Raw genomic sequence first — 16,224 nt, forward strand, 5'->3', positions numbered from 1 at the left:
CCTTGTCACCTCTTACTTTGTAGTTCTTTCTCAAATTGCCCCAGTTTCTCCACCGAACCAAATACTATTATCATATCATGTTCTTGTAGTTTTTCCTGCCCCGTTGGATTATGGATAATATCTCCATCCCTTAAAATCGCTAAAATTGTTACATCAAATTGATTTCTCACATTACTCTCTAGTAACGATTTACTGGCTAAGATAGAGTCTTTACCAACTTGAATTTCTTCAATTACAAAGGATTGTTCTATTCCATACAATACTGTATCAATATAATGAACTGTTAACGGATTCGCAATACCTTTTGCGATATGAATTCCTGCCATACTAGATGGATTAATAACCTTATTTGCACCAGCGCGCCGTAATTTCTCTTCTGTTTCTGGTTTTTCAGCTCTTGCTACAATTTTAATTGCACCATTAAGCCCTCTTGCCGTTAATGTAATAAATACATTTTCAGCATCGTTTGCTACGATAGCCACTAGACCCGCTGCCTTCGAAATTCCCGCATTATGTAACACTTGATCTTCAGTTGCATCCCCATGTACATATAAAAGCTTTTCCTGTTCGAATATACTTTCATCTTTATCCACAACTACAAATGGGATTTTCTTTTCCTGTAATTCATGTACAACTTGAAGCCCTACTCTTCCGCAACCACATACTATAATATGCTTTTGTAACTGCGCTATTTGTTTATCCATCTTCTTCCTCCGCACTGCATGAAATAAGTTACCCTCAATGATCATAGCTGCTACTACCCCCATTGCATACGTAACGATACCGACGCCGACAGGTATAATAAGGAGCGCAAAAAATTTCCCTGCCTGTGTTACGGGCACTACATCACCATATCCAACCGTTAATACAGTAATCATCGTCATCCAAAATGCTTGAAACAAACTAATTTCTTCAATTGTCATAAATCCTAGCGTCCCTAGAATTACAACAAAGGTCATACATATAACTGCTATCCATAATTGCTTACGTGCATTCATATTATATTTCAACTCTTTTCTCTATCTACAATCTTTGCCAAAGGAAATGAAATACCTATATACTAGAAACGGAATCTATGAAAGAGGTTGATATAATGAAGCTATTTCTTTCTGCCTTACAATGGGCACTATTTATTTTAGCTGGAAGTCTTATTGTACCAATTAGTGTCGCAACTAGTTACGGCCTCGATGGTACTGAAGCTATCGCGTTTGTACAAAGGACATTATTTGTTCTCGGTTTTGCCGGCCTACTACAAGCTATATTCGGTCATAAACTTCCTATTCAAGAAGGTCCCGCAGGCCTTTGGTGGGGAATTTTCTCCCTGTATGCAAGTTTAGGCGTCGTATTATTTGGATCAAGCAATGAAACACTTAAGGTCCTTCAGTACGCTTTCCTACTAAGCGGAATTATTTGTATTATTCTTAGTGTTTTTGGACTTATCGATAAACTAGTTCGTTACTTTACACCGACAGTAATTGGAACGTATTTATTCCTTCTTGTCGCACAACTTAGTGGCTCCTTCTTAAAAGGCATGTTTGGCCTTGATGGACAACATACAGAAGTACAGCCAAAGGTATTTATTCTTTCACTCATTGTTATTTTACTATCTTTTTTCATTATGAAGCTACCTATTATTGGACAATATTCCGTTCTTTTTAGTATCGTCTGCGGCTGGATATTATTCGCGTGCTTCGGATTATCTAATCCAGTAACACCTGTGACAGATATAATTCGTCTTCCATCTCTATTTGTTTTCGGAATGCCCCGCATTGAATGGAACATGGCAATTACGGTAGTTTTCGTCACACTATTACTTCTAACAAATATGTTAGCAAGTATTCGCGTTGTACAAAAGGTTGTTTCAAAGTATGAAGAAGATTCTGCTCCAGATCGCTTCAAACAAGCTGGCATTATAACAGGAATAAATCAATTGCTAGGCGGTCTGTTTTCAGCCATTGGTCCTGTTGCCATTTCTGGATCCGCAGGATTTATTGCAACGACAAATATTTATAAGCGCCTTCCATTTATGTTAGGGTCAAGCTTTATCATTCTTGTTAGTATATTCCCGAAGATTACTTCATTCTTTGCAGCAATCCCCGTTGCAGTTGGGTATGCTGCGATTTACCCTGTATTTGCAAGCATGATTGGTCTCGCTTTTCGTGAATATGACACTGTACAAAATAAAGAACAATTATTTAAAGTAGCAGGTCTTTCAATCTTTACAGGAATCGGAGTTATGTTCGTTCCAGCCGGAGCGTTTTCTACGCTGCCACCATTTTTAGCATCATTTTTAAGTAACGGTCTCGTTCTTGGATCTGTAATGGCTATCTTGCTGGAAATACTATTTTCTCGTTCGCACGAAAAACAACTATCGTAAATTGGAAAACTTCCATTATTGCACTCTATCTTTAGAGTTGTTACGATAATGATAAAGTGAAACTTTAATCAGTGGGGGTTTTGTTCATCCCCACTGATTATTAGCCCACACCAATAGGGCATTTACGGGCAGTGGATCTCCCATCTAACTTCGTTGCTCCAGCTGAATTTTGAGGTGGGAGTCTTACTGCCCGCAAATAGCGGGATAAATTGTCATGGGCAATACGCTCATGATAATTTATACTAACAATGCAGAACTTCTCCTAATTTCATGTAAAGAGGTTCGATGTCTTACTATATATTCCCCACTATCTTCATAAAAATTTATTTCTATTCCAACAAAGAAAGGAATTTTCTATATGACTTATAAAATGATTGTTTTAGATTTAGATGATACTTTATTACGCGATGACCATACAATTTCACCTCGTACGAAAGAGGCTTTAATGACAGCACAAGAGCAAGGAGTTAAAGTTGTACTTGCTTCTGGGCGCCCAACATTCGCAATGCGTGCGATTGCAAAGGAATTACATTTAGCGGAATATGGAAGCTTTATTCTTTCATTTAACGGTGCAAAAATCATTAACTGCAAAACGGATGAAGAATTATTCAGCAGTACATTATCTCCTGAAATCGTTCACAGTTTATATGATATTAGTAAAGAAGAAAATGTATGGATTCATACATACATTGGTGACGATATTATAACTGAAGAAAATAACTCTTATACCGAAATTGAAGGTCAAATTACTGGTATGCCAATCGTAGCGGTAAGTAACCTAAAAGATGCTGTACAACAACCAGTTGTAAAAGTTCTAATGGTAGAAAAGCCAGAACACTTACAAGTGGTAGAAACAAAACTACAAAAACAACTAGAAGGTCAATTAAGCGTTATGCGCTCTAAACCATTCTTCTTAGAATTCACTGAATATGGTGTTACAAAAGGAACGAGCTTAAACCAATTAATCCAAAAACTTGGTATTAAACGCGAAGAAGTTATCGCAATGGGTGATAGCTATAACGATCAGGCAATGATTGAATTCGCTGGTCTTGGCGTTGCAATGGGCAATGCACCAGATGATATTAAAGAAATTGCAAACTATGTAACAGATACAAATATGAACGATGGTGTTGCTAAAGTTGTAGAGAAATTTGTACTAAAAAGCGAAGTGCTTGTTTAATATTTTCATTCATAAAACCTATTTGAAGTCAAATACTTCAAATAGGTTTTTATTTAAATTGCATTGCTTTTGTGACTATATTTTGAACTTTGCACTATTCTCGTAGTGTAAAGTTTCTTTTTGTATATAATGAAACAAAATAGACTATTTTATTTTGAAAAAGAATACAAATTTACTATATACAAGCATATATTAAAGGAGGCTACTTCATGTTATCTACACCAATCGGACGATTAAGAGCAATCGGCTTAGTTGAGGGTATTTCTTTCCTATTACTATTATTTGTAGCAATGCCGTTAAAATATTTTGCAGGGTTTGCAACAGCTGTTAAAATTACAGGTATGGCTCATGGCGTTTTATTCGTACTATTCATCTTTGCGGTAATTCAAGTAACAATCGTACACCGTAAAACAATTTTATGGGCACTTGGTGCACTTGTTGCATCAGTTATCCCATTTGGTACTTTTGTACTAGATGCAAAACTAAAAAATGAACAGTAATAGTAAAAAGGTAGTTAACAATTGTTAGCTACCTTTTTTGCGTTTATATATTCGAAATTTGCCAATCGATTTCTTTTTCATCCATGTTAGATAAAATCTCATTTACTTTAGAGTACGGCTTACTTCCAAAGAAACCACGTCTTGCTGATAATGGGCTTGGATGTACGGACTCGATAATATGATGATTCGTATTCGTAATTAACTTTTTCTTCGCCTGAGCATGGCGTCCCCATAATATGAAAACAACTGGCTTTTCACGTTCATTTAATAGCTCAATTACGCGATCTGTGAAATGCTCCCATCCTTTTCCTTTATGAGAATTCGCCTCACCTTGACGAACCGTTAACACGGTATTTAATAGTAAAACCCCTTGCTCCGCCCATTTTACTAAATAACCGTTATTCGGAATTTCATAACCGTATTCATCTCGCAGTTCTTTATACATATTTAACAAAGATGGCGGCGTTTTAATACAAGGTTGTACCGAAAAACTTAAACCATGTGCTTGATTCGGTCCATGATATGGGTCTTGTCCTAAAATAACGACCTTTGTATTTTCATAACTTGTATACTGAAGAGCGTTAAAAATATCTTCTTTCTTTGGATAAATCACATGCTCCTCATACTCTTCTTTTAAAAAATTAGCTAAAGCTTGATAGTATTCTTTCTCAAATTCTGACCCCAGTAATGGTCCCCAATCATTCTGCAAAATGTTTTCCATGCCTTCACTTCCTATCCAATTAATTCACCATATCCTGCCTTGTAAATACTACAAATGAAATGATAAGAGATACTACTGCCCAAACCGTTAAATTCATTAAAGAAAATCCCATTGATAACCCTTGTAATGCAGGCAGTTTTCCTGATAAATAATCCGTTAACGATAAGTTGACACTAAAAATGTATTTCGCACCTTCCCAAGACGTTGCGAATGAACTCAAAATGCCACCCGCAATTAACGCCGCTAACATAACGCCCATGCCGGCTGGTGTATTACGAATTAAAACGGAAACCATGAATGATATAGTTCCGACAACGATAGCAACAAACCAAGCTAGTCCGTAAGCCATCAAAATGTATTGCCACTGCGGAATAAGATGTACAAAGTTCGTATTTAATGTCTCCTTATCAATGACGAATCCTGTTAAAACAGGTAAGTTCCATCCAGAGTATCCAAATACAATCCCTGATAATGCGTAAGCAAATAAACCGACAAGAAGCAATATGAGCGAAATGAAAAATAGCATCGTCACATATTTACTAAGGAGTATTTTCCAGCGCCGAATAGGCCTCGTCAGAAGCATTTTCATCGTACCATCGCTTCGTTCTCCTGAAACAATATCAATGGCGACAATCATAACAAGCAATGGAATAAATAACGTTATTCCTTGTTCAATAAACGCCCTCACAAATGTTGGTGCCCCTGGTGCAGTCGGATTAATATTATGATCTAAATAATATTGTTGCTGTTCCACTCTTACTTTTAGCCAATCACGCCATTCTTCTGGCAATCTAGAATTGTTCAAGCGGTTTTGGGAATCAACAATTTGTTGCTGTAATGATACTTTCCAATCGGTCGTACCAAGCCTTTTTTGCGTTGTTTCTATTTCACGATACTGAGCATACACAAAAAGCGGAATCAAGATTGCTAAAATAAGCATGACAACAACAATCCGTTTCTTACGATAAATCTTTTCTGATTCATTTAAAACTAGATTCGCAAATTCACGCATGTTGCTCACCCCTTGTGAGTTCAATAAATAAATCTTCTAGCGTAAATACAAGCTCTTTGACGCTATGTACATCTATCTCGTTTTCTACAAAGTGCTTATTCCAAACACTAATAGACGCAACATCCATACGACATAGTAAACGCTCATCTTCTATACTAACTTCCTCTACCTCTTCAGCAGCGTCTAACATGTCTTTCGCTTTGGAAACCGGTGTAACGACCCATTCCACACGATCACTCGCTGTTTTGATCAACTCTTCAATAGGTGCAACTGTTATCATTTTTCCTTTATGAATAATCGCAACACGGTCACATATCATTTGCACTTCACTTAACAAGTGACTCGAAATAAATACACTCATATTTTCTTCTTTTACAAGCTTATGTATAAATTCCCTAAGTTCTCTAATCCCAGCTGGATCTAAACCATTCGTCGGTTCATCTAATATGAGCAATTTCGGATTTCCAAGTAGCGCCTGTGCAATTCCAAGGCGCTGCTTCATACCAAGGGAATATGTTTTTACCTTATCGTGAATACGCTCATCTAAATGAACCATTTTTGCAATTTCAATAATACGTTCATCTGATATATCACCAAGCATGCGCGCAAATTGCTTTAAGTTTTCCCATCCCGTTAAATATGTATAAAGCTCTGGGTTTTCAACGATACTTCCAATTTGACGCATCGCTTCTCTGAAATTTTCCTTAATAGAATAACCACCAATAGAAATAGTACCTTCTGTCGCTTTAATCAGTCCGACTAACATTCGAATTGTTGTCGTTTTCCCGGCTCCGTTCGGCCCTAAGAAGCCAAACACTTCTCCTTGTTTTACATCAAATGAAATGTCTTCTACAAGTGTCTTCTTTCCCATTACCTTCTTCACGTCTCGTACGGAAAGTATCATCGTCATTTTATCCCTCCTTGTTCTAGTTTTAATTTACTTACGACGTTTTGGACTAATCGCTCTGCCATATATGTGTAGCCGACTTCATTCGGATGAAAATGATCGGAGTATAATAAATCTTTTCCGCGATTTTGGAATAAATCAAATGTCGGTGTAATATATACATTTTTATCATTTAATGCTAACTTCTCTAAAGAAGCATTCCAATCAACAACAATATTTGATGAACCTCTTAAATCTTCTACATCCTCAAAAGGATTGTATAAACCTAGCCAAAAAATAGGGCTATCTGTATTTAATTTACGAATTTCTTCTATAATTTTCTTTGCTTCATTTTGAAATGTTTCCGTATCAGGACGATATGTCTCTAAATCTATTTTTCCGAGCGATTCCCATCCTGGGAATAAATCATTTCCTCCAATTGTTAAAACAATTACATCTGCTTGCTTAATTGAATATTGAGCTCCGCTACCCTCTAGTTGTTTTAATAAATCCGGCATTTTTGCGCCACTAACTGCCAAATTGGTTAGTGCAACTTTTTGTTTATAATCTTTTTGTAAATCCTCTTTCATTCGTCCAATATAGCCAATTCCTTCTTTGTCACCAACGCCGCGCGTTAATGAATCACCTAAACTAACTATTTGTAACGTTCCCGTTTTCTTTTTCTCTTTTGCCACTACGTCAGTCTTCGTAATTAATTTTGAAGCTTTCGGATTTAATACATCATTCACACCCGAAACAAAACCGTATGCAAATAAACAGAAAGACGCAATTGTAATGAGTAGAATTACTTTTACTAATTTTGATCTCATATCAAAACCCCTTTTAGCCCCTATAGATTGTCCATAATTATACCAAACGAATTTTCGAAAAGCGATTTTCATACCTTCTCTATTATGTCGTTTCCCTATCTACCAATTCTGGCAATAACTCTACATGCTTCACATCTATTTCCTCATCATTAATCTTTTCATATAATAATTCAAATGCCTTTACACCAACATTTTTACTAGAATGCGAAATCGTCGTAATACCTAATATATTTGCCACTTCTTGATCATCACATCCGATAATCGTAATATCCTCTGGGATACGAATTCCTTGTTTTTTCGCCTCCGTTACCATTCCTGCAGCAATATGATTGCAAGATACAAGAAACGCCGTCGGTTTTACAGACATACTAGCCCATTCTCTGACTACATTGCGCCCATCTTCCACCGTAAAACAGCCTTTAAACTTCCAGGCATCTAACGGTGTTACAACAATCTGTTGAAGTGAATCCTCATACGCCTTTTTTCGCCTTTGACTATTAATGCTATTACTTCTTCCAATGCAATATCCGATACGTGTATGACCCGCATCTATTAAGCTTTTCATCCCGCGCAAAAATACTTTGTAGTAATCAATATGTACACTTGAAATGAAATTCGAATCTATTTCCTCACACATCACAATTGGACCAAACTTTGTATACTCTTCAAGTTTTTCCTTACTATTTGTCCGTGAACATATAATTACTCCATCAAGCTTTTTCATTTTTAACATATGTAAAATTTCAAGCTCTTTTTCTTCGCTATAATTTGTCTGGCAAAGCATCATATTATAATTGTTCTTTGCGGTTTCCTTTGATATCCCTCCAATAATGGCACTGTAATATTGATCATTTACGTGCGGCAATAAAACGCCAATTACATTTGTTTTTCCTTTCACTAAATGAATAGCATTCACATTTTGCGTATAATTTAATTCTTCTATAATCGCTAAAATTTCTTTTCGTTTCTGTTCATTCACGTACGGATGATTATTGAGTACACGTGAAACGGTTGAAACAGATACCCCAGCAAGTTCAGCAATCTTTCTTATATTCGTCATCTTATTCTCCCCTTCCCCTCAAAAATTCTCGCTTGACCTGGTAAGCTTTCCACAGTATATCCTTTCTTAGCAAATACATTTTGAAAGGATATACAACTATGCTTCGATTCAAATTAGAATATATATTTTTTATTGGTGGTTTACTCATTCTCGCCATCGGCATTAATATGATGACGACAATTACTTCCTTTGGACTTAGCCCTTATGATTCCTTCTTTATTGCACTATATCAAAATTTCGGGATAAGTATTGGTTTTTGGATTTTCATGATTAACTTTGTTTTTACCCTGATCGTACTCTTTTGGGACAAAAAACAAATTACAATCGGCACAATTGTCACAATGATTCTTATTTCTCTTTTTGTTGATTGGGTTGGTTCTATTACGACTATTATGGACGCTATCCGCTCTCTTCCAAAATATATAACACTTATTTGCGGAAATCTATTCGTCGGAGCCGGAATTGGTCTTTACGTCTCTACTAACCTTTGCGCGGCACCCCAAGAGGCTTTCGTTTTAACTGTTGCTGAGAAAAAGAAATGGACATTTAGAAGAACAGAAATTTCATTAGCTTTTTTATTTTTAACACTAAGCTTCTTATTAGATGGGCCAATCTATTTTGGAACAATTATCTTATCCTTTACAACAGGTTGGATTATTCAAGCATTTATTCAAGTTGGTACGCAGATTTTAAATAGAAAAAACCCTATTAAGCAAGCCGCTTAATAGGGTTTTTTCTATTTATCGGAAGAGATACTACTTAGCATCTCCTTCAATTCGATAGTTTGCTTTCACACAATCTATTTCTTCATACGATTGCAATGTATGTAGAATGTACTCATAATCCGCAAGAGAAGCACGATGCGTTACAATTACAATTTCTGCTTTCCCTTTCTCTTCAAGTGGCATTTGAATAATCTTTTCAAAACTAACACCGCGCTCAGAAAACAATGATGTAATTTTTGCAAAAACACCAATTTCGTCTTTCACATGAAGTCTTAAAAACTTTTTCACAATAATTTCATCTGGCTCTTTTAGTACCTTTTGATATTGCGGGACTACAGCACTATTTCCGTTTACACCTAGCCTAATATTTTGCATTACAGCAACTAGGTCAGAAACAACAGCTGTCGCTGTCGGTAAGCTTCCTGCTCCCGGACCATAAAACATCGTTTCTCCTACCGCTTCACCATACACATAGACAGCATTATATTCATTTTGCACTGCCGCAAGAGGGTGTGCATTTGGAAGTAACGTCGGCTCAACTGTAACCTCTAATTTCTCGCCATCTCGCTTTGCAAGACCAATTAATTTAATTGTATAACCTAAGCTCTTACTATATTCAATATCTTCTGCTGTAATAGAAGTAATTCCTTTTACCTTCACATCTCCAAGCTCTACATTTGTAGAGAAACCGAGAGTAGCCAAAATCGTCATTTTTCTTGCCGCATCTAAACCTTCTACGTCTGATGTTGGATCTGCTTCTGCAAATCCAAGCTGCTGAGCTTCTTTTAACACGTCGTTATATGCTCTCCCTTCGTCTGACATTTTCGTCAAAATAAAATTTGTCGTTCCATTTACAATTCCCATTACTTTCGTAATAAGATCTGAAGAAAGTCCTTCTACGATGCTTCGTAAAATTGGAATCCCTCCAGCTACACTTGCTTCGTAAAATAAATCAGCCTTGTTATCTTTTGCTACCGCTAAGAGTTCCGCTCCGTGTAAAGCCATTAAATCTTTATTTGCAGTCACAACGTGCTTCCCGCCTTTTAAAGCTTGTAAAATATATGCTTTCGCATCATCAATGCCGCCCATTACTTCGATGACAACATCAATATTAGGATTATCTAAAATTTCATTCACATCTTGTGTTAATAGAGTAGAAGGTACCTCTACCTCTCTCTCTTTCTCAATATTTTGCACCAACACTTTCGTTACTTTCACTGGACAACCTACTTGGTGTATAAGTCGTTCTTGATGATCTGTAATAATACGAACTACACCACTACCAACTGTCCCAAGACCTAATAACCCAACTTGAATTTCTTTCATAATACTGTCCACCCCTCAAAAATTGTGTTTAGATGCCATTATATAGACAAAAAATCTGAAAAACAATGTATTTTGAACATTCGGAAAAATAAGGGTTAATCTTTACAAATAAAACGCTACCACGTGTTACACAATCATTATTTACAATATATAAGGGGTTTCTTGATACACGTAATAATTCAGCCAATTAGAGAATAATAAATTCCCATGACTCCTCCACCTAACAAGTGGCTTCTCATCTGGATTATTATGTTTAAAATAATTTTTTGGCACATCAATATTTAACCCTTTTTGGCAGTCCCGTTCGTATTCTTCCTTTAACGTATCACAACTATATTCACTGTGTCCGAGTGCGAAAACTTGCCTTCCCTCTTGCCCAATAACAAGATGAACACCCGCTTCTTCAGAATTGGCTAATAACGTTAATTCTTTCACTTTTTCAATATCACTCTCTCGTACTTCTGTATGACGAGAATGCGGAGCAAAAAACACTTCATCAAACCCTTGTAACAATTTCACATGTTGCTCGCGAACCTCATGTTCAAATACACCAAACATTTTTTCCGCAAGAGGATACTTCGGCACACCATAGTGATAATACAAACCAGCTTGTGCCCCCCAGCAAATATGAAGCGTAGATGTTACATTTGTTTTTGAATACTCCATAATACGTCCAAGCTCTTCCCAATAATCTACTTCTTCAAAAGAAAGAGTTTCAACTGGTGCTCCTGTAATAATGAGTCCATCAAATTTTTCATTCTCAATATCACGGAATGTTTTATAGAAGCTCGTTAAATGGTCCTGTGCTACATTGCGAGACAGATGCGATTCCATATGAAGTAAATGAACATCTAATTGCAACGGTGTATTTCCAATTAAACGAAGTAATTGCGCCTCTGTTTCTTGCTTTGTAGGCATTAAATTTAATATAGCAATTTTCAAAGCACGTATATCTTGTGTTACTGCTCGCTCCTTCGTCATTACAAAAATATTTTCCTTCTGCAATACTTTGCGAGCTGGTAAATCTTTATCAATTATGATCGGCATGTTGTTTGCCTCCGACTAGCGCTGCTTCTAAATCTGCAATAATATCAGAAACATCTTCTATACCGACCGATAAACGGATTAAATCAGAGGTAACGCCAGCTAAACGCTGATTTTCTGCGCTTAATTGTCTGTGCGTCGTACTAGCGGGATGTATTACACAAGTTCTTGCATCAGCTACATGCGTTACAAGAGTTGCGAGTTTTACATTTGCGATAAATTCTTTTGCTGCTTCTAATCCACCCTTAATACCAAATGTTAAAACTCCACTAGCACCTTTTTTCAAATACTTTTGTGCTAACGAGTAATTTTCATTACTATCTAGCCCTGGATAATTCACCCATTCAATGCGATCATGATTAGCAAGCCACTTAGCAACTTCGAGAGCATTTTCACTATGACGCTCCATTCGTAAATGCAATGTTTCCAGGCCAATGTTGCTAATATATGCATTGAATGGGCTCATACAGTTTCCGTAGTCTCTTAATAACTGAACGCGTGCTTTCACAATATACGCTGCTGCTCCAAAATTTTGAACATAGCTTACACCGTGATAACTCGGATCCGGTTCAACAAGCTCAGGGTATTTTCCATTTGTCCAATCGAAGTTCCCTCCGTCTATTACAATGCCGCCTAAAGAACTTGCATGGCCATCAATATATTTCGTTGTGGAATGGACAATGATATTTGCCCCATATTCAAATGCCTGGCATAAATAAGGCGTCGCCAATGTATTATCAACGATAAAAGGTACTTCTAATTCTTTTGCTGCCGCTGAAAGTTCTTTGAAATTCAAAACGTTCATTGCTGGATTTCCTAACGATTCTGCATAAACAAGTTTTGTCTTATCATTAGCAAGTGCCGCAATTTCATCTGCCGTTAAATTAGGATTAAAGAACGTAACATCAATGCCAAGCTTGCGTAAACTCACTCCAAATAAATTAAACGTTCCTCCGTAAACAGTTGAAGAACAAAGTAAATGGTCTCCACTACTGCAAATATTTAAAACCGCAAGCATAATAGCTGCCTGCCCAGAAGCTGTTGCAACAGCCCCTACACCGCCTTCTAAATCTGATAACTTCTGCTCAAATGCAGCTAGAGTAGGATTTCCAATACGCGTATATATATATCCTTCTGCCTCTAAATTAAATAGTGCTGCTAAATCATCTGACGTATCGTATTTATACGTTGTACTTTGATAAAGTGGTAAAACACGCGGCTCACCATTTTTTGGCGTATAGCCACCTTGCACACAAATCGTTCCTTTCCCCCATGATTCTCCCATCTCTCATTCTCCTTTCTTTTAATGCAAAATAAAAAACTGCTCCTTTCCTGAAAACAAGAAAGGAGCAGTTTGAAGACACGCTCTAAGGCTCTTTCTTATCTCTCAGGATTATTACCTGCAGGATTTGGCACAATTCCGTTATACGGCTGTTGCCAAGGTTTCATCGGGCCTGTCCCTCCACCTTTTCTTGATAAGACTATGCAATTACCGTTGATTTTATAGCAATAATTTCCTAATGTCAAATAGTTTTTCTGAATGTTCTAAATTAAATGTAAGTAATTTAATTTAAACAACAAAAGAAATATATTCCATATTCATTTGAAAAAGACCTTTTAAAAACTCCGATCAATATATAGAATTAAATAAGTGGTTTAACCGCGTTGGTTTCAAATTTTTATGAGACCCTAATATATTGAATAAGCCAACCCCTCAAAAAGATACTATATATATTCAATTCATTTCACACTAGCATATTTAATCCTTTCTACATTAAAACTTACATAACGGAGGTACAACATGACAAATAAAAAGGACATGCACTATATACTCGTCCTATATGGCATTCTTTTAGGCGCTATAGTAGGAGCTACAGTCTGGTTATTTTTAGTTACAATAAATATCGGAATTCACTTTATTTGGGGATACTTACCTACTATTTTCTCTTCTCCTCCTTATTACACCATTTGTGTAACAATCATCGGTGGTATCCTCGTTGGTTTAACACAAAAATACTTCGGTACATATCCACGTCTTATGCCGGAAGTGATGGCTGAATATAAAAAAACAGGTAGAATTGAATACAGTTTTGTACATAAAGCTACTTTAACTGCGCTTATCGTTTTAATATTTGGAGCTAGCTTAGGACCAGAAGCTGCACTTGTTGGAATTATCGGTGGACTTTGTACATGGGTAGGAGATCGCTTTAAATTTGCTTTAAAGGGAATGAATGAACTAACAGAGGTTGGAATTGGTGCTACTTTAAGTGTCATTTTTAATGCACCATTATTCGGTTACTTAGCTCCGAATGAAAATGAGGGTGAACAAATTAATGAATTTTCGAAAGGAAAAAAAGCAATTGTATATTTAGCTACCACTTTTGCCGGTTTTTCCGTTTACTTATTACTTAGTAAACTCGATAATCGTGGATCCTTTATTGTTGATTTCGGGGAAGGGTCTCTTGCTCTTAATGAATGGATCGCCTTTCTACCACTTGCTAGCATTGGTGCTATAGTTGGTTTCTTTTATTTCAAATTAGAATTCGCATTAGAGAAATTAATCCACCCCTTCAGGGAATACAAAGTATCACTTGGAATTATCGGCGGTATTTTACTCGGGGTTACTGGAACTTTCCTCCCGTATACGTTATTTTCAGGGGAACATCAATTAAAAGATTTAGTCGTTGAATGGAGCCATTTATCCTTCTGGGTACTACTTCTTTCAGGGGTTTTAAAATTATGTATTACTGCCGTTTGTTTAAATACGGGTTGGCGCGGCGGACATATTTTCCCCATTATATTTGCTGGATCAAGTATTGGATACGCTATAGCTTCTATTCTGCCTATAGATCCAATATCTTCCGTAGCCATCGTCACGACAGCTATTTCAAGCTATGCATTAAGAAAACCAATAGCTATAACATTACTATTACTCATGTTTTTCCCGCTCAATTTATTATTACCGATGCTCGGGGCTGCGGCAATTGGCAATGCATTTCCGCTTCCTAAACATAACGAAACTACAAATTAATATAAAAAAACAGCATTAACATGTAAATGTTAATGCTGTTTTTTCGAGTGACGATTATGTTTTTAATTAAAATTTACTTGCTACTTTAGCCGCTTCTTCAAGACCTGCTGCAATGATCTCTTCTGCTTTATCTGGGAATTGATTATGTCCTTCGATAACTACTGTTTCCATGTTTGTTGCGCCGAAGAAGCCCATCATGCTTGCTACATATTTAACAGCCATTTCCATTTCAGCTGCTGGTCCTTCAGAATATACGCCGCCGCGTGCATTTAATAACGCAATCTTCTTATCTCCAATAAGCCCAACTGGACCTTCTGGTGTATATTTAAACGTTTTACCAGCACGGTTTAAATAATCAATATACGTGTGTAATACGGCTGGAATCGTTAAGTTCCATAATGGGAAACCGAAAACTACTTTATCAGCTTCTAGAAATTGATTTAAATACTTATCAGCAACTGCTACCACTTTTGCTTCTTCTTCTGTTAAATCAAATCCTCTACCTGCTTTGAATGTACCATTAATCATATCTACGCCTACATATGGTAATTCTTCTTTATATAAATCAAGTTCTACTACTGTATCATTTGGATGTGCTTCTTTATAGTTTGCTAAAAATGCCTCGTATAATCTCACACTTACTGCTTGTTCCGCTGGGCGGTTGTTTGCTTTTACAAATAAAACTGTTGCCATTGTTTTTCCTCCTAATACTCACTCTTATGTTGTTATATATCACTTACGAAAAAGGGTACTCCCTTGTAATTGCTGTTGCTTACAAATATATTCTATCTTTATATCAAGACAATTACGTCCTCACATAGACGTATTTTTCCATAAAAAAAGTCCACCTTCTAAAGGCGAACTAGGTCTTACGACTTTTGTCTTATACAATTCCATTTTTCACTGCATATAATGCTGCTTGTGTGCGATCGGATAAATGTAACTTACTCAAAATACTACTCATATGAGCTTTTACCGTTTTTTCTGTAATAACTAAAACAGAAGCGATTTCTTTATTACTCATCCCTTTCGCCAATAGCTGCAATACTTCATTTTCTCTCGCTGTTAACACATCCACTTGAACGGAAGGTTCTTCTTCTTTTTCTTCCTGTGGTAATGTTTGAGAAAGAAGGGCATTTGCTATATCTGGATGTAATTGAATATTACCTTTATACGCGCTTCGAATAGCTTCAACAAGCTGATCTGGTTCTATATCTTTTAAAATATAACCGCTCGCCCCAGCTTTTAGTGCCGGCAATACATGAGCTTGATCAGAAAAACTAGTTAATACAATTACTTTCACGTTTGGATATTCTTTTTTGATACAAGCTGTTGCCTCAATTCCATCCATCTCAGGCATATATAAATCCATTAATACGACATCTGGACTCGTTTCGCCTACTTTCACCAACGCTTCTTTCCCATTGTTTGCTTCCCCAACTAATTCAAAATCTTCCTGTGTGCTTAGAAAAAATGCCAATCCTTTTAAAACAACTGTATGATCATCAACTAACAATACTTTTATTTTCACA

At 36.5% G+C, this 16,224-nt stretch carries 16 protein-coding genes and 1 riboswitch; of the genes, 5 read left to right on the forward strand and 11 right to left on the reverse strand.

Annotated elements, in window-relative coordinates:
- Nucleotides 1-5 precede the first annotated feature (5 nt).
- A complete protein-coding gene (locus NSQ47_RS20135) occupies nucleotides 6-998 on the reverse strand; it encodes a potassium channel family protein (RefSeq protein ID WP_002113127.1) in 993 nt (330 codons plus the stop codon).
- 95 nt (nucleotides 999-1,093) lie between these two features.
- Between NSQ47_RS20135 and NSQ47_RS20140 the strand changes: the two genes are divergently transcribed.
- From NSQ47_RS20140 to NSQ47_RS20150, 3 genes are all read left to right on the forward strand, one after another.
- The gene (locus NSQ47_RS20140) at nucleotides 1,094-2,377 is read left to right on the forward strand and encodes a purine/pyrimidine permease (RefSeq protein WP_341037844.1); all 1,284 of its coding nucleotides are present in this window, start codon (nucleotides 1,094-1,096) and stop codon (nucleotides 2,375-2,377) included.
- Between the two features lie 358 nt (nucleotides 2,378-2,735).
- The gene (locus tag NSQ47_RS20145; RefSeq protein WP_341037846.1) at nucleotides 2,736-3,557 is read left to right on the forward strand and encodes a Cof-type HAD-IIB family hydrolase; all 822 of its coding nucleotides are present in this window, start codon (nucleotides 2,736-2,738) and stop codon (nucleotides 3,555-3,557) included.
- 209 nt (nucleotides 3,558-3,766) lie between these two features.
- Nucleotides 3,767-4,057, forward strand: coding sequence for a DUF3817 domain-containing protein (locus NSQ47_RS20150; protein WP_002113131.1), 291 nt, complete (start codon nucleotides 3,767-3,769; stop codon nucleotides 4,055-4,057).
- 43 nt (nucleotides 4,058-4,100) lie between these two features.
- Here NSQ47_RS20150 and NSQ47_RS20155 read toward each other — a convergent pair whose 3' ends face one another.
- The 5 genes from NSQ47_RS20155 to NSQ47_RS20175 are packed head-to-tail and all read right to left on the reverse strand — an operon-like array spanning nucleotide 4,101 to nucleotide 8,566.
- Complete coding sequence (locus tag NSQ47_RS20155) at nucleotides 4,101-4,778, reverse strand: uracil-DNA glycosylase (RefSeq protein ID WP_340826805.1); 678 nt, start codon at nucleotides 4,776-4,778, stop codon at nucleotides 4,101-4,103.
- Between the two features lie 19 nt (nucleotides 4,779-4,797).
- Nucleotides 4,798-5,790, reverse strand: a complete 993-nt coding sequence (locus NSQ47_RS20160) for an ABC transporter permease (RefSeq protein ID WP_002113133.1) — start codon at nucleotides 5,788-5,790, stop codon at nucleotides 4,798-4,800.
- Complete coding sequence (locus tag NSQ47_RS20165) at nucleotides 5,783-6,700, reverse strand: ABC transporter ATP-binding protein (protein ID WP_002113137.1); 918 nt, start codon at nucleotides 6,698-6,700, stop codon at nucleotides 5,783-5,785. Before NSQ47_RS20165 ends, NSQ47_RS20160 begins: the two co-directional genes overlap by 8 nt.
- The gene (locus NSQ47_RS20170; RefSeq protein ID WP_002159725.1) at nucleotides 6,697-7,578 is read right to left on the reverse strand and encodes an SGNH/GDSL hydrolase family protein; all 882 of its coding nucleotides are present in this window, start codon (nucleotides 7,576-7,578) and stop codon (nucleotides 6,697-6,699) included. The genes NSQ47_RS20165 and NSQ47_RS20170 overlap by 4 nt, the downstream gene beginning before the upstream one ends.
- Before the next feature lie 10 nt (nucleotides 7,579-7,588).
- Complete coding sequence (locus NSQ47_RS20175) at nucleotides 7,589-8,566, reverse strand: LacI family DNA-binding transcriptional regulator (protein WP_016106756.1); 978 nt, start codon at nucleotides 8,564-8,566, stop codon at nucleotides 7,589-7,591.
- A gap of 98 nt (nucleotides 8,567-8,664) precedes the next feature.
- Between NSQ47_RS20175 and NSQ47_RS20180 the strand changes: the two genes are divergently transcribed.
- A complete protein-coding gene (locus NSQ47_RS20180) occupies nucleotides 8,665-9,291 on the forward strand; it encodes a YczE/YyaS/YitT family protein (protein WP_002159723.1) in 627 nt (208 codons plus the stop codon).
- A gap of 30 nt (nucleotides 9,292-9,321) precedes the next feature.
- Here NSQ47_RS20180 and NSQ47_RS20185 read toward each other — a convergent pair whose 3' ends face one another.
- The 3 genes from NSQ47_RS20185 to NSQ47_RS20195 all read right to left on the reverse strand — a co-directional run bounded on the left by NSQ47_RS20185 (nucleotide 9,322) and on the right by NSQ47_RS20195 (nucleotide 12,946).
- A complete protein-coding gene (locus NSQ47_RS20185; RefSeq protein WP_002159722.1) occupies nucleotides 9,322-10,617 on the reverse strand; it encodes a homoserine dehydrogenase in 1,296 nt (431 codons plus the stop codon).
- A 141-nt stretch (nucleotides 10,618-10,758) separates the two neighbouring features.
- Entirely contained in the window at nucleotides 10,759-11,664 is a 906-nt protein-coding gene (gene metA, locus NSQ47_RS20190; protein ID WP_016106758.1) for a homoserine O-acetyltransferase MetA, read from the reverse strand.
- Nucleotides 11,648-12,946, reverse strand: a complete 1,299-nt coding sequence (locus NSQ47_RS20195) for a bifunctional O-acetylhomoserine aminocarboxypropyltransferase/cysteine synthase (protein ID WP_199709650.1) — start codon at nucleotides 12,944-12,946, stop codon at nucleotides 11,648-11,650. Before NSQ47_RS20195 ends, metA begins: the two co-directional genes overlap by 17 nt.
- Nucleotides 12,947-13,038: 92 nt before the next feature.
- Nucleotides 13,039-13,143: riboswitch (SAM riboswitch) on the reverse strand.
- 319 nt (nucleotides 13,144-13,462) lie between these two features.
- Here NSQ47_RS20195 and NSQ47_RS20200 point away from each other — a divergent pair.
- Nucleotides 13,463-14,692, forward strand: a complete 1,230-nt coding sequence (locus NSQ47_RS20200) for a chloride channel protein (RefSeq protein WP_088099745.1) — start codon at nucleotides 13,463-13,465, stop codon at nucleotides 14,690-14,692.
- A gap of 66 nt (nucleotides 14,693-14,758) precedes the next feature.
- Here the strand turns inward: NSQ47_RS20200 and NSQ47_RS20205 are convergent, their stop codons facing one another.
- Together NSQ47_RS20205 and NSQ47_RS20210 are read right to left on the reverse strand one after the other, a co-directional pair.
- The gene (locus tag NSQ47_RS20205) at nucleotides 14,759-15,385 is read right to left on the reverse strand and encodes an FMN-dependent NADH-azoreductase (protein WP_002159718.1); all 627 of its coding nucleotides are present in this window, start codon (nucleotides 15,383-15,385) and stop codon (nucleotides 14,759-14,761) included.
- 190 nt (nucleotides 15,386-15,575) lie between these two features.
- Nucleotides 15,576-16,223, reverse strand: coding sequence for a response regulator (locus NSQ47_RS20210; RefSeq protein WP_002016393.1), 648 nt, complete (start codon nucleotides 16,221-16,223; stop codon nucleotides 15,576-15,578).
- Between the last annotated feature and the right edge of the window lies 1 nt (nucleotide 16,224).

It is taken from the genome of Bacillus sp. FSL R10-2780 (assembly GCF_038006125.1).
In the GTDB taxonomy this organism is placed as follows: Bacteria; Bacillota; Bacilli; order Bacillales; family Bacillaceae_G; genus Bacillus_A; species Bacillus_A cereus_U.